This is a genomic window from Halomonas sp. H33-56 (assembly GCF_040147035.1).
GTDB lineage: Bacteria > Pseudomonadota > Gammaproteobacteria > Pseudomonadales > Halomonadaceae > Halomonas > Halomonas litopenaei.
Window position 1 is genome coordinate 4301667 of the sequence record NZ_JAMSHP010000001.1, and the last position, 14780, is coordinate 4316446.

General features: G+C 60.1%; 8 protein-coding genes, 1 tRNA gene and 3 rRNA genes. 4 read left to right on the top strand and 8 right to left on the bottom strand.

What is annotated here, in order from left to right:
• Positions 1–286: 286 nt before the first annotated feature.
• Positions 287–967 (bottom strand): FadR/GntR family transcriptional regulator, encoded by a 681-nt coding sequence (locus NFH98_RS18455; RefSeq protein WP_348827182.1) that lies wholly within the window; start codon positions 965–967, stop codon positions 287–289.
• A gap of 153 nt (positions 968–1120) precedes the next feature.
• Here NFH98_RS18455 and NFH98_RS18460 point away from each other — a divergent pair, with 153 nt between their 5' ends.
• From NFH98_RS18460 to NFH98_RS18470, 3 genes are read left to right on the top strand one after another with little or no spacing between them, the layout of a single operon-like run.
• A complete protein-coding gene (locus tag NFH98_RS18460) occupies positions 1121–2260 on the top strand; it encodes a trans-sulfuration enzyme family protein (protein ID WP_348827183.1) in 1140 nt (379 codons plus the stop codon).
• 21 nt (positions 2261–2281) lie between these two features.
• Positions 2282–3436: a Na+/H+ antiporter NhaC family protein gene (locus NFH98_RS18465; protein ID WP_349623024.1), complete on the top strand. Its 1155-nt coding sequence runs from the start codon at positions 2282–2284 to the stop codon at positions 3434–3436.
• Positions 3331–3774, top strand: coding sequence for a Na+/H+ antiporter NhaC family protein (locus NFH98_RS18470; RefSeq protein WP_348827185.1), 444 nt, complete (start codon positions 3331–3333; stop codon positions 3772–3774). The genes NFH98_RS18465 and NFH98_RS18470 overlap by 106 nt, the downstream gene beginning before the upstream one ends.
• 145 nt (positions 3775–3919) lie before the next feature.
• Here NFH98_RS18470 and NFH98_RS18475 read toward each other — a convergent pair whose 3' ends face one another.
• The 6 genes from NFH98_RS18475 to tyrS form a co-directional block, all read right to left on the bottom strand.
• Entirely contained in the window at positions 3920–4483 is a 564-nt protein-coding gene (locus NFH98_RS18475) for a type 1 glutamine amidotransferase domain-containing protein (protein ID WP_108449166.1), read from the bottom strand.
• Between the two features lie 719 nt (positions 4484–5202).
• A 5S ribosomal RNA gene (rrf, locus tag NFH98_RS18480) occupies positions 5203–5318 on the bottom strand.
• 95 nt (positions 5319–5413) lie between these two features.
• A 23S ribosomal RNA gene (locus NFH98_RS18485) occupies positions 5414–8301 on the bottom strand.
• Between the two features lie 200 nt (positions 8302–8501).
• Positions 8502–8577, bottom strand: a tRNA-Ala gene (locus NFH98_RS18490).
• A 113-nt stretch (positions 8578–8690) separates the two neighbouring features.
• A 16S ribosomal RNA gene (locus tag NFH98_RS18495) occupies positions 8691–10228 on the bottom strand.
• The 16S, 23S and 5S rRNA genes sit together here with 1 tRNA gene alongside, the layout of an rRNA operon.
• Before the next feature lie 882 nt (positions 10229–11110).
• Positions 11111–12313, bottom strand: a complete 1203-nt coding sequence (gene tyrS, locus NFH98_RS18500; RefSeq protein WP_045993280.1) for a tyrosine--tRNA ligase — start codon at positions 12311–12313, stop codon at positions 11111–11113.
• A 178-nt stretch (positions 12314–12491) separates the two neighbouring features.
• Here tyrS and NFH98_RS18505 point away from each other — a divergent pair, with 178 nt between their 5' ends.
• Positions 12492–13625: an anhydro-N-acetylmuramic acid kinase gene (locus NFH98_RS18505; RefSeq protein ID WP_349623025.1), complete on the top strand. Its 1134-nt coding sequence runs from the start codon at positions 12492–12494 to the stop codon at positions 13623–13625.
• 29 nt (positions 13626–13654) lie between these two features.
• Here the strand turns inward: NFH98_RS18505 and NFH98_RS18510 are convergent, their stop codons facing one another.
• Positions 13655–14761, bottom strand: coding sequence for a type IV pilus twitching motility protein PilT (locus NFH98_RS18510; RefSeq protein WP_213229420.1), 1107 nt, complete (start codon positions 14759–14761; stop codon positions 13655–13657).
• Positions 14762–14780 lie beyond the last annotated feature (19 nt).

Here is a 14780-nt window from a genome sequence, read left to right on the forward strand (position 1 = left end):
TGGGTGTGCCTCTGAGCAACTCCTCCAGGTGTTACGAGCACCGACGGGCGGTGGCGAGCAAAAGGAAAATGGCACCATGCAAGCGTCCGCCACTCTGCTCGATTGCAGCCACGCGGACAATGCCCGAGCCTGGACTCGAAAGTCCTCCACAACGCCAATGCCAGCCGCCTACTGACCGGCCACTGCTTCGCTGCTTGCTGCATCGAAGCAGCAAGATCTGATGGGCGAAGCCCGCCCTGTACGCTATTGCTGCAGGCGCAACGAACCAGCCACCAGGCCGGCGTCTTCACGACACCATGGCCTCGACGCTCTTGCGCGTGGCACCGACCAGGCTGTCGAAGGCGGCCAGAGCGGCCTGCTCATCACGCCGCCGCATGGCCTCGAGCAGGTCTTCGTGGTGGGCAAAACTTGCGTCAAACACTTCATGACGATCGTCCGGCGAGTCCCAGGACAGGTACAGCTCGTCGTGCATCATCTGGATCAGCCCAACCAGCACGCGATTGCCGCAGGCCTGATAGATCGCCAGGTGAAAAGCCGCGTCGGCCTCGCTGACCGCGAGGAAATCCTCCCTCGCCCGAGCACGTCGATAGTCATCCAGGTGGCCGGCCATGGCCTCGAAGGCGGCCTCTTCGGCGTGCCGCACGGCCAGCAGGATGGCCTGAGCCTCCAGCGCCTGGCGAACCTCGAGCATCTCCAGCAGATGCGCCCTGGCGTCGTGGATGCCAAGACTGGCCAGCAGTTGAAAGGTCCGCTGTTCGCTGACGAAGATCCCCTTGCCGTTGACCACCTCGATGATGCCCTCGGCCTGGAGCTTCTTGAGGCCCTCCCGGAGGGTAGATCGACCTACCTTCAGGCGCTCCATCCACTCCCCCACCGAGGGTAGGCGCGCCCCCGGCGCCAACTGCTCTTTGGCGATATAGGCGCTGATCTCTCCGGCGACGGTGTCCGATAAGTAGAGTCGTTTCATGACGTTGGCATCCAGGAAGGAAAGGCGTCCAGGGGACTGATCGACGGTAACGGCAAACCTCTTCTGGATCAATTGTGGGGCCAGCAGGGCCGTGCTAGCTTAGCTATCAGACAGGCTGATAGCTCAATCCACCCTGCTTGCGGAGACCGCACCGTGGACCCACAGGATCGCCATATCTGTAGTCACGCCTTCGAACAGCGCCAGGATCATCACGGCGCCGTGGCACCTCCCGTCTACCAGACGAGCATCTTCACCTTCCCGGACCTCGAAAGCTTCAGCCGCGCACAGCTGGCCGAACGCGAACGCTTCATCTATAGCCGCGGGCTCAATCCCACCGTCAAGTTGCTGGAGGACAAGCTGGCGGCGCTGGAACGTGGCCAGGCATGCAAGGCCTTTGCCTCCGGCATGGGCGCCATCTCCGCCACGCTATTCTCGCTGCTGAAGCACGGCGACCACGTCCTGCGCATCAACCAGACCTACGGGCCGAGCGTCGAGTTGCTCGACCATATGGCCCGCTACGGCGTCAGCCACGACGGTATCGCCGGTGACCAGCAACTGACCGACCACCTGCGGCCCGAGACCCGCCTGATCTACATCGAGAGTCCGTCGTCACTGCGCATGGAGCTGGCAGAGCTCGAGGCTATCTCCGCCATCGCCCGGAAACGCGGCATCCTCACGCTGATCGACAACACCTGGGCCACCCCGCTGTTCCAGAAGCCGCTTACCCACGGCATCGATGTGGTGGTGCACTCGCTGTCGAAGTACATCGGCGGGCACAGCGACGTGGTCGGCGGCGCAGTCATCGCCGACGCCGAGCTGATCGACAGGCTCTTCGCCAACGGTCACCAGTTGCTGGGGGCCGCCCTGTCGCCCCACAGCGCCTCGCTGATCCTGCGCGGTCTACGCACCCTGCCGGTGCGCATGGCCGAGCATCAGCGCAACGCCTTGGCGGTCGCCCGTTTTCTCGCTGACCACCCGCAGGTCGCAGCGGTGCATCACCCGAGCCTCGCCAAAGGCGCCGCCGCCGACTGGGCCGCCCGCCAGCTGCACGGCCATTCGGGCCTGCTCAGCTTTGCGCTTCACCACCCCAGCTACTCGCGCATCGCGAACTTCATCGACGCCCTCGAACTGATGCGTATCGGCGTCAGCTGGGGCGGCTACGAAAGTCTTGCGCTGTCTCCCATGCGCCCCGACGGCAGCGGACAACCGCTGATTCGCCTGGCCATCGGGCTTGAACACATCGACGACATCATCGACGACCTCGAGCGGGGGTTCGCCGCGCTCGAACGCTGATCACCACGAGGAGGACATCCCATGCCAGCCATACAACGACAACCTGGACTTGTTCCATCCCTGATCCTGCTGACCGCCATCGCCTTCGCCATCGTCTACGGCATCGTGGTGGCGGGCCTACCCACCGAACTGGTGCTGATCACCCTGGGCGCCGCCGCCACCCTGTTCAGTCTGCTGCACGGCGGGACCTGGGAAGGCGTCATGGACATCATGGGCAACAAGGTACGCACCGCCCTGTCCGCGCTACTGGTGCTCTACAGCATCGGTATCATCATCGGCACCTGGATGATCTCGGGCACCATTCCCTACTTCATCTACCATGGCCTGGAGCTGATCGATCCCCGCTACCTGTACGTCATGGCGTTCTTCGGCACCGCCATCGTCTCCACCTTCACCGGCACCTCCTGGGGCTCCGCCGGGACCCTGGGGGTGGCCATCATGGGCATCGCCGCGGCCATGGACATCAACCTGGCGATCACCGCCGGCGCGGTGCTCTCGGGCGCCTACTTCGGCGACAAGCTGTCGCCGCTGTCGGACACCACCATCATGGCTTCCATGGTGGTAGGCGAAGACCTGTACCGACACATCCGCCACCTGATGTACACCTCACTGCCCGCCAGCGTGGTGGCCGCTGTGGTCTACCTGATACTCGGCCTCAACATGGACCTGGCAGAGGGCACCCCGGAGGCCATCGCCGCCAGCGCCGAGACCATCGGCGGGCTCTATCAGCTGAACCTCCTGTTGCTGCTGCCGGTAGCCATCGTGCTGTTCGGCTCGGTGCGCAAGAAGCCGACCCTAGTGGTACTGTTCCTGGCCTCGGCCTGCGCCGCCCTGCTGGCGATACTGCTCCAGGGTGCCAGCCCCGAGGCGGTGACCAAGGCCGCAGTATCGGGCTTCAACGTCAGCCTGCTGGCCGGCTTCAACCCGGGCCTGGACGTCGCCACCCTGCCCCCGGCACTGGTCAGCCTGCTGAACCGTGGCGGGCTCTACAGCATGCACGGAGCAGTGCTGTTCGCGCTGTGCGCCTTCTTCTTGCCTCGGCGCTGGAGGCAGCCGGCATCCTCAAGGTCGTGCTCGATCGCAGCCTGGCCTACGTGCGCTCCGCCCGCGGCACTATCCTGGCCTCGCTGGCGGCCAGCAGCACCATCATCCTGGCCACCGGCAACAGCTACGTAACCTTCTTTTTGACCCGTGAGCTGTTCGCCGAGCAATATCGCAAGCGAGGCCTGCACCAGCTCAATCTGTCGCGCAGCATGGAAGACGGCGGCATGATTCCCGAGCCACTGGCCCCCTGGACCGTCTCCGCCGTCTACATGGCAGGCACCCTGGGTGTCGCCACCCTGGACTACGCTCCATGGGCGCTGTTCAATTACCTGGGTATCGTCTTCTCGATCCTGCTGGCCATGATCGGGCCCTGGACCGGCTGGTTCGGCGTAAAGCGCATCGAGCCCACTGGCGAGGAACAGACCGATTCGGTCACTCCATCAATGAACGCTTCTTCCACCGTCAAATAGGCCCGTCGAACCAGCCCTTCGAACGAGCCCGTCGAACTGGCTCGGCTACATCACCAGCCAACACCACCTCAACACGCAACAGGCCCCCGGCGACCAAGTCGCCGGGGGCCTGTTGCGTTCCGCCAGGTTGCTGTATCGAACAGCGTCAGGCGTGCTGCTTCTCGTGACGCCCTTCGTGGATTTCCTCGACCAGCTTGTGGCAGAAGATATCCAGATCATCAGGCTTACGGCTGGTCACCAGGCCGTTATCCACCACTACCTGCTCGTCGACCCAGTCGGCGCCTGCATTGCGCAGATCCTGTTCGACACTCGGGTAGGAGGTCAGCCTGCGACCTTCGACCACCCCGGCGTTGATCAGGATCCAGGGGGCGTGGCAGATCGCTGCCACCGGCTTGTGAGCCTGGAAGAAAGCATTGACGAAGCTCAAGGCCTTCTCGTCCTGGCGCAGGGCGTCGGGATTGAACAGGCCGCCAGGCAACACCAGAGCGTGATAGTCATGTTCGCTGACATCATCCAGGGCCACGTCGACGTCGTAGGTGTCACCCCAGTCGTTTTCTGCCCAGGCCTTGATGCCCTTGGCCTCCGGGGAGACCACGTGCACCACGATGCCCTGCTGCTGAAGCTTCGCCTTGGGTACCGCCAGCTCCGACTCCTCGAAACCGTGGGTGGCGAGAATCGCGACACGTTTGCCTTCCACTTGCTGCGTCATGACATCCTCCATGGATCGATAAATTAGACAATCGACTTTATCTGTCACGTGCTTGTACAAGATGGAGGTCCAGCCGCCGTGCTTCAACCCGCGTATCGCACAAGCCTAAATCAAGTTTGTCGGTCGCCACTCTCCCCTTCTGGTGGAAGATTCTGGTGATAGCGCTGGCTCAGCTGCTCGATGACCAGACTTTACAAAACGAAGGCCCAACTCCTCCTGGAATTGGGCTTCTTCTGAATAAATGCCTGACGATGACGCTTAGACAACAAGTCCGCTCGCATGGGGGTGAGTCACCCCAGCGCTCTTCACAAGGGCTGCAGCGAAGCTGCAAGGGGGACGAACGACGCGAGCCCCCCCCTTGAGAAGAGCCAGGCCGGACCGCACCGCGGGGGCGGCGGCGCGGCCCCACAAATAAAAAGCGGGGCTGAACTTGTAGAGAGCCATGCATGCGCTCTTTACAAAAAGAAGGCCCGACTATCTCTCGATAATCGGGCCTACTTCTGAATAAATGCCTGACGATGACGCTTAGACAACAAGGTCGCTCGCATGGGGGTGAGTCACCCCAGGGTTTGCAGCGAAGCTGCAAGGGGGGACGAACGACGCGAGCCTGCGAGCGGCCGGACCGCACGCAGTGCGGCCCCACATATAAAGAGCGGGGTCTGCCCCATGCATACGAAAAAGCCCAACTCCTCTCGGAATTGGGCTTCTTCTGAATAAATGCCTGACGATGACCTACTCTCGCATGGGGAGACCCCACACTACCATCGGCGCTGAGCGGTTTCACTTCTGAGTTCGGCAAGGGATCAGGTGGTTCCCACTCGCTATGGTCGTCAGGCGGAAAAAAGACAACGTACACCATGCTGACGATACGCTTCATCGTATCCGTCAATTGATTCGAGACATCATCGACCAAAACCCTTTGGGTGTTATATGGTCAAGCCTCACGGACCATTAGTACCGGTTAGCTCAACGCCTTGCAGCGCTTCCACACCCGGCCTATCAACCAGCTGGTCTTGCTGGGTCCTTTAGGAGGCTCAAGGCCTCAGGGAGATCTCATCTTGAAGGGGGCTTCCCGCTTAGATGCTTTCAGCGGTTATCCCGTCCGTACATAGCTACCCGGCAATGCCACTGGCGTGACAACCGGAACACCAGAGGTACGTCCACTCCGGTCCTCTCGTACTAGGAGCAGCGCTTCTCAAATCTCCAACGCCCACGGCAGATAGGGACCGAACTGTCTCACGACGTTCTAAACCCAGCTCGCGTACCACTTTAAATGGCGAACAGCCATACCCTTGGGACCGACTTCAGCCCCAGGATGTGATGAGCCGACATCGAGGTGCCAAACACCGCCGTCGATGTGAACTCTTGGGCGGTATCAGCCTGTTATCCCCGGAGTACCTTTTATCCGTTGAGCGATGGCCCTTCCATACAGAACCACCGGATCACTAGAACCTACTTTCGTATCTGCTCGACGTGTCTGTCTCGCAGTTAAGCACCCTTATGCTCTTGCACTCACTGCACGATTTCCAACCGTGCTGAGGGTACCTTCGTGCTCCTCCGTTACTCTTTGGGAGGAGACCGCCCCAGTCAAACTACCCACCACACACGGTCCTCGAACCGGATTACGGTCCTGAGTTAGAACGCCAATGATGCCAGGCTGGTATTTCAAGGTTGGCTCCACCCCATCTGGCGACAGGGTTTCAAAGCCTCCCAGCTATCCTACACAAGCAACATCAGCGTCCAGTGTGAAGCTGTAGTAAAGGTTCACGGGGTCTTTCCGTCTAGCCGCGGGTACACAGCATCTTCACTGCGATTTCAATTTCACTGAGTCTCGGGTGGAGACAGCGTGGCCATCATTACGCCATTCGTGCAGGTCGGAACTTACCCGACAAGGAATTTCGCTACCTTAGGACCGTTATAGTTACGGCCGCCGTTTACCGGGGCTTCGATCAGGAGCTTCGCGTGAGCTAACACCATCACTTAACCTTCCGGCACCGGGCAGGCGTCACACCCTATACGTCCGCTTGCGCGTTTGCAGAGTGCTGTGTTTTTAATAAACAGTTGCAGCCACCTGGTATCTTCGACCGCGTCAGGCTCCGGTCGCGAGGACCTTCACCCTAATGCGGCGTGCCTTCTCCCGAAGTTACGGCACCATTTTGCCTAGTTCCTTCACCCGAGTTCTCTCAAGCGCCTTGGTATTCTCTACCTGACCACCTGTGTCGGTTTGGGGTACGGTCTCACAGTATCTGAAGCTTAGAGGCTTTTCCTGGAAGCGTGGCATCGATGACTTCCTGACCGTAGTCAGTTCGTCTCGCCTCTCGGCCTTGAGGATCCGGATTTACCTGAATCCTCAGCCTACCGGCTTTCACCAGGACAACCAACGCCTGGCTCACCTAGCCTTCTTCGTCCCCCCATCGCAATACTGTGAGGTACGGGAATATTGACCCGTTTCCCATCGACTACGCCTTTCGGCCTCGCCTTAGGGGCCGACTCACTCTGCTCCGATTAGCGTCGAACAGAAACCCTTGGTCTTCCGGCGGGGGAGTTTTTCACTCCCCTTGTCGTTACTCATGTCAGCATTCGCACTCGTGATACCTCCAGCATGCTTCTCAACACACCTTCATCGGCTTACACGACGCTCCTCTACCGCTCGCCATTCGGCGAACCCGTAGCTTCGGTACCTGGTTTGAGCCCCGTTACATCTTCCGCGCAGGCCGACTCGACTAGTGAGCTATTACGCTTTCTTTAAAGGATGGCTGCTTCTAAGCCAACCTCCTAGCTGTCTAAGCCTTCCCACATCGTTTCCCACTTAACCAGGATTTCGGGACCTTAGCTGACGGTCTGGGTTGTTTCCCTTTTCACAACGGACGTTAGCACCCGCTGTGTGTCTCCCACGCTTGCACTCACCGGTATTCGGAGTTTGCCTCGGGTTGGTAAGTCGGGATGACCCCCTAGCCGAAACAGTGCTCTACCCCCGGCGGTGATACGTGAGGCGCTACCTAAATAGCTTTCGAGGAGAACCAGCTATCTCCGGGCTTGATTAGCCTTTCACTCCGATCCACAAGTCATCCAAATCTTTTTCAACAGATCCTGGTTCGGTCCTCCAGTTGATGTTACTCAACCTTCAACCTGCTCATGGATAGATCGCCCGGTTTCGGGTCTATTTCCAGCGACTGGTCGCCCAGTTAAGACTCGATTTCTCTACGCCTCCCCTATACGGTTAAGCTCGCCACTGAAAATAAGTCGCTGACCCATTATACAAAAGGTACGCGGTCACCAAACAAGTTGGCTCCCACTGCTTGTACGCATACGGTTTCAGGATCTATTTCACTCCCCTCTCCGGGGTTCTTTTCGCCTTTCCCTCACGGTACTGGTTCACTATCGGTCAGTCAGGAGTATTTAGCCTTGGAGGATGGTCCCCCCGTCTTCAGTCAAGGTTTCACGTGCCTCGACCTACTCGATTTCACAACACTCAGGTTTCGGTTACGGGGCTATCACCCACTATGGCCAGACTTCCCAGTCTGTTCACCTACCAGTTGTGTTGCTTAAGGGCTGGTCCCCGTTCGCTCGCCGCTACTAGGGGAATCTCGGTTGATTTCTTTTCCTCGGGGTACTTAGATGTTTCAGTTCCCCCGGTTCGCCTCTCATGTCTATATATTCAACATGAGATACCCAAGTTACCTTGGGTGGGTTTCCCCATTCAGAGATGTCCGGGTCGCAGGTCGTTTGCCACCTCGCCGAACCTTATCGCAGGCTTCCACGTCTTTCATCGCCTCTGACTGCCTAGGCATCCACCGTATGCGCTTCATCGCTTGACCATATAACCCCAAAGGGTCTGTCAATCGATGATGTCACGACAATTGCCGGATACGCTTGAAACGTATCTTACTTTGTCAGCATGATATACATTGTTAAAGAGCGTTAGAGCAAAAGCTCTAAGCGAGAGACTTGATATCGCCTGGTGGCGAACAAGCATCTTGCTTAGAACTTGACGACTGTTTTACTCGAAATCGAGAAATGGTGGAGCCAAGCGGGATCGAACCGCTGACCTCCTGCGTGCAAGGCAGGCGCTCTCCCAGCTGAGCTATGGCCCCATACTACAAGGGTCCAGCTACTCTAGCCTCGAGCGTTGACCCTTCAGTCGCTACTCTTGCTTGATCAGGTAATTCATTGTGAGCACTTACCGACAGTCAGATGACGTGTCGTTTAAGGAGGTGATCCAGCCGCAGGTTCCCCTACGGCTACCTTGTTACGACTTCACCCCAGTCATGAACCACACCGTGGTGATCGCCCTCCGAAGTTAGGCTAACCACTTCTGGTGCAGTCCACTCCCATGGTGTGACGGGCGGTGTGTACAAGGCCCGGGAACGTATTCACCGTGACATTCTGATTCACGATTACTAGCGATTCCGACTTCACGGAGTCGAGTTGCAGACTCCGATCCGGACTGAGACCGGCTTTATGGGATTAGCTCCACCTCGCGGATTCGCAACCCATTGTACCGGCCATTGTAGCACGTGTGTAGCCCTACCCGTAAGGGCCATGATGACTTGACGTCGTCCCCACCTTCCTCCGGTTTGTCACCGGCAGTCTCCCTAGAGTTCCCGACCGAATCGCTGGCAAATAGGGACAAGGGTTGCGCTCGTTACGGGACTTAACCCAACATTTCACAACACGAGCTGACGACAGCCATGCAGCACCTGTCTGAGAGCTCCCGAAGGCACCAATCCATCTCTGGAAAGTTCTCTCGATGTCAAGGGTAGGTAAGGTTCTTCGCGTTGCATCGAATTAAACCACATGCTCCACCGCTTGTGCGGGCCCCCGTCAATTCATTTGAGTTTTAACCTTGCGGCCGTACTCCCCAGGCGGTCGACTTATCGCGTTAACTGCGCCACAAAGCTCTCAAGGAGCCCAACGGCTAGTCGACATCGTTTACGGCGTGGACTACCAGGGTATCTAATCCTGTTTGCTACCCACGCTTTCGCACCTCAGCGTCAGTGTCAGTCCAGAAGGCCGCCTTCGCCACTGGTATTCCTCCCGATCTCTACGCATTTCACCGCTACACCGGGAATTCTACCTTCCTCTCCTGCACTCTAGCCTGACAGTTCCGGATGCCGTTCCCAGGTTGAGCCCGGGGCTTTCACAACCGGCTTATCAAGCCGCCTACGCGCGCTTTACGCCCAGTAATTCCGATTAACGCTCGCACCCTCCGTATTACCGCGGCTGCTGGCACGGAGTTAGCCGGTGCTTCTTCTGTGAGTGATGTCCTCCCTCGAGGGTATTAACCTCAAGGCTTTCTTCCTCACTGAAAGTGCTTTACAACCCGAAGGCCTTCTTCACACACGCGGCATGGCTGGATCAGGCTTTCGCCCATTGTCCAATATTCCCCACTGCTGCCTCCCGTAGGAGTTCGGGCCGTGTCTCAGTCCCGATGTGGCTGATCATCCTCTCAGACCAGCTACGGATCGCAGCCTTGGTGAGCCGTTACCTCACCAACTAGCTAATCCGACATAGGCTCATCCGATAGCGCAAGGTCCGAAGATCCCCTGCTTTCCCCCGTAGGGCGTATGCGGTATTAGCCTGGGTTTCCCCAGGTTATCCCCCACTACCGGGCAGATTCCTATGCATTACTCACCCGTCCGCCGCTCGACGCCTCCTAGCAAGCTAGGATCGTTTCCGCTCGACTTGCATGTGTTAGGCCTGCCGCCAGCGTTCAATCTGAGCCATGATCAAACTCTTCAGTTTAAAGTCTGATAGTCCGTTAAGCGGACCAAACTTGGCTCAAGGTTCAAACGTCTCGTTTGACGAGTCGCTTGCCTTGATATTTCAGTGACAGTGCCACTGACTCATCGGCAAGCGCCCACATGAATTACCTGATCAAATTATTAAAGAGCGTCTCGCTTTGCTGCGCCGCAGCCCGAATCGTTAACCCGAGCCCTTGTCACAGCGCCCTGCGAGGAAGGCGTATTCTACAGAATCGAAGCGTTTCGTCAAGGCTTTCTTTTTTCGCCGTGCAAGCGATGCCTGCAGGACCCAAGAGAAAGCGAAGCGAGCCTGACGCGCATCCTGCGATGCCGTTTTGGCGACTCCGATCGAGTGGCGAGCATTTTACCGATTTCTCGTTGCCCGTCAAATGGAGAATTTTTCGAAGACTTGAAAAAGCCTTTTCAAAACAATCACTTTACCACCCTTCACCGCCTGTGACGTTTGCTCGTCGCCGGCAGCGGATGCGTACTTTACGGATCGGGGCCGGCCTTGGCAAGCACTTCGTGTAAAAAAATTTCACGCCGGCGTCATCACATCGTCATGAGCCAGAAGCCTCCAACACCCACCCCCTACTTCACGTCTCTACTGCGCTATTCCAGACCAGTACTCCATAGCTGATTGGTGCAGCGAGCCGGCCTGTCCTTTCACTTCCCGCTGCGCCCCCGGAAGCCTCGCCTGTCGTTGCCAAGCCACCCTTGCTGCGCCAGCCCTGGCCTTCGCCTGCCCCACGACTCGCGCCTTCATGTTACCCACAGCCATCTTCTCGCACCCGCCTGTGGACAGGTCGCAGGCAGGCGGGTGGCAAAACGAAGGACGCCCGCCAGTGGCGAGCGTCCCGGAAGCGATGGTCACACCGGCGGATCAGCCGCGCAGCGTCACTCTGGCGTAACGCTTCTTGCCGGCCTGGATGACATAGCTCTGGCCGAGCGCCAGCATCAGATCCTTGGCCACCACTTCGCCATCGACGCGCACACGCCCATTACCCAGCATGTCCTTGGCCTGGGCGCTGTTGTTGGCAAGTCCCGAGCGATTGAGCACTGCCGCAATCGGCGCCTGATCGCTGCCTTCAAAGACCACCTCGACCTCGGGCAGGTCTTCGGGCAGCTCACCTTCCGCCAACTGGTTACCGGCGCTTCGGTGTGCGTTCGCCGCCGCTTCATCACCGTGATAGCGGGCAATCAGCTCGCGCGCCAGCTCCATCTTGATGTCACGAGGGTTGTCACCGCGCTCGATCCGCGCGCGCAGATCCTCGATGGCGGCATTGTCCTTGAGCGACAAGAGTTCGAAATAGCGCCACATCAGGCTGTCGGGCATCGATACCAGCTTGTTGAACATCGCCCCCGGCGCTTCGTCGACGCCGACATAGTTGCCCAGCGACTTGGACATCTTCTGCACGCCGTCGAGGCCTTCCAGCAGCGGCATGGTAATGACGACCTGGGGCTCGAGACCGAAGTGCTTCTGCACCTCGCGGCCCATCAGAAGGTTGAACTTCTGGTCGGTTCCACCCAGCTCGATGTCAGCCTTCAAGGCGACGGAGTCATAGCCCTGGACCAGCGGGTAGAGGAACTCGTGTACCGAGATGGCCTGGCCACCCTTGTAGCGCTTTTCGAAGTCATCGCGCTCGAGCATCCGCGCCACGGTGGTCTGACCGGCGAGTTCGATCATGTCAGCGGCGCTCATTTCGGAGAACCACTCGGCGTTGAAGCGAACCTCGGTCTTGTCGGGATCGAGGATCTTGAACACCTGCTCCTTGTAGGTCTGGGCGTTGGCCTTGACCTCGGCCTCGGTCAGCGGCTTGCGGGTGACGTTCTTGCCGGTGGGGTCACCGATGCGTCCGGTGAAATCGCCGATCAGAAAGATGACCTCGTGGCCGAGATCCTGAAACTGGCGCATCTTGGTCAACAGTACGCTGTGGCCCAGGTGCAGGTCCGGCGCGGTCGGATCGAAGCCCGCCTTGATTCTCAGCTTGCGCCCGGAAGCGAGCTTTTTCTTCAGCTCATCCTCCAGCAGAATCTCGTGCGTGCCGCGCTGAATCAGCGCAAGGGCCTCGTCCACATCGCTCATGGTATTCACTCCACTTATCAATTCGGCTTTCCAGCTCGGCTTGGCTTGGTCAATCGGCCCTTGCGCGGACATCGACGCCCCCGTCAGCAGGGGCACGTCGTCGCGGCGCCGGCGCCAGGTATAGACAGTGGCGGGGATGTTACCATGAACCTTTCCACCGGTTGAGATGACAAGGCCCATGCAACGCTTCATTGGACTGATGTCGGGCACCAGCATGGACGGGATCGACGCCGCCCTGGTGCGCTTTGACGCCACAGGCACGGCAGCTCTGGAGGCCAGCGTCGGCATTCCCATGCCGCAGGCTCTGCGTGAGCGGCTGTGGCAACTGGCCCACGCCGATCAGGTCAGCTTTGCTGACCTGGCCTGGGCCGAGGAGGCTTTCTGCCAGTGCCAGGCCGAGGCAGTCCAGCGATTGCTCGAGCAACAGGGACTTGAACCCGAGGACATCGCTGCCATCGGTAGCCATGGGCAGACCATCGAGCATGCCCCCTACGGCCACCAGCCAGGCACGCCCCCCTATACATTGCAACTGGACAATCCCAGCCGGCTGGCCGAGCTGACTCGCTGTGCCGTGGTCGCCGACTTCCGCCGCCGCGACCTGGCCGCAGGTGGTCAGGCCGCGCCACTGGCACCGATCTTCCACCAGCAGGTATTTCGCCACCCCGAACGCTGGCGGCTGGTGCTGAACCTTGGCGGCATCGCCAACCTGACGCTACTGCCGCCGACCTCGGACCCGCGTGCTCCACTGGGCTTCGACACCGGGCCTGCCAATGCCCTGCTCGACGCCTGGCACCAACGCCATCGCGGCACCCACTTCGACGCCAACGGCGATTGGGCTGCCGGCGGCCAGGTGGATACCGCGCTGCTCGAGCGTTGGCTGGCAGAGCCCTACTTTCACCGCCCACCGCCTCGCAGCACCGGGCGTGAGCTGTTCTCTCTCGACTGGGCAGAGGCGCAGTTGAACGGTTCAGAGTCACCACAGGACGTCCAGGCCACCCTGGCGGAACTCACTGCCACCAGCGTCGCCCTGGGCATCGAGATGGCGCGGGAGCACTTTACCGCCCCTGCCTCCCTCGACCTGGTGCCCTGCGGCGGCGGTTCACGCAACCTGGACCTGCTGGCACGCCTTGCGCGCCAGCTGCCGGAGGCTACTCTACTGGACAGCGAATCCCTGGGCTGGCCGGCCGACTGGCTGGAAGCCGCCGCCTTTGCCTGGCTGGCCCATGCCCGACTGAATCTGCAACCCGGCAACCTGCCGTCGGTCACCGGCGCCAGCGCAGAGCGCGTGCTCGGCGGGCTCTACGCCCGCTAAAGGGTAACGACTGGCTCTGAACCACCGCTTCACCCCCAGCCTTCGCCCTGGGGGCTCACCCAGCCCTCGTTCTGCCCGCCGCTCCAGCCGGCGCTCGGCGCGCTATCGACCAGAGATTCACGCGTCAGGCGCCGGGCATCCTCCGGCGCCACCTCGCCACAGGCCACCAGTCTCGCCAGGTCGGCGTCCAGGGTCTGCATGCCGGCCTGGCCGCCGGTCTGCATCGATGAGTAGATCTGGGCCAACTTGTCCTCGCGGATCAGATGACGGATCGCCTGATTGATCAAGAGGATCTCGCGTGCCGCCACTCGCCCGCCCCGGCTGCTGGGCAGCAGCGCCTGGGAGACGACCGCCTGCAACGACTCCGACAGCATGGTCCGCACCGCATTCTTTTCATCACCCGGGAAGGCATCGATGATCCGATCGATGGTCTTGACCGCGGAGGCGGTATGCAGGGTGGCAAATACCAGATGCCCGGTCTCGGCCGCGGTCATGGCCAGGCGCGCCGTTTCCAGGTCGCGAATCTCTCCGACCAGAATGACGTCGGGATCCTCGCGCAGGGCGCTGCGCAGGGCGACGGCAAAGCCCTCGGTGTGGCGGTGTACCTCACGCTGGGACACCAGCGCCTGCTGGCTGTGGTGGATGAACTCGATGGGATCCTCGATGGTGAGGATATGGTCGCGACGGTGGCGGTTGATATGGTCGATCATCGCCGCAAGCGTAGTGCTCTTGCCGGACCCGGTGGGCCCGGTCACCAGTACCAGGCCCCGCGGCAGGGCGACAAGACGTTCGAAGATCTCGCCCATCCCCAGCTCCGAAAGCGTCGGGATACGATCGGGGATGGTACGCAGGACCGCCGCCGCCCCGCGCTGCTGGACGAAAGCATTGACGCGATAACGCGACAGACCCGGTATCTGGTGGGAAAAGTCGGCCTCGTGGGTGCGCGAATACTGCTCGCGCAGCTCCTCATCCATCAACGACTCGAGCAACAATCTGACCTGACCATCGCCCATCGGCGGGCCAGGCAGACGCTCCAGTTCACCATTGACGCGCATCACCGGTGGCAGTCCCGCCGACAGGTGCAGATCCGAGGCGCCCTGCTTTGCCGAGAGTGCCAGCAGTTCGGTAATATCCATGGGCTTACCAGGCTTGAAC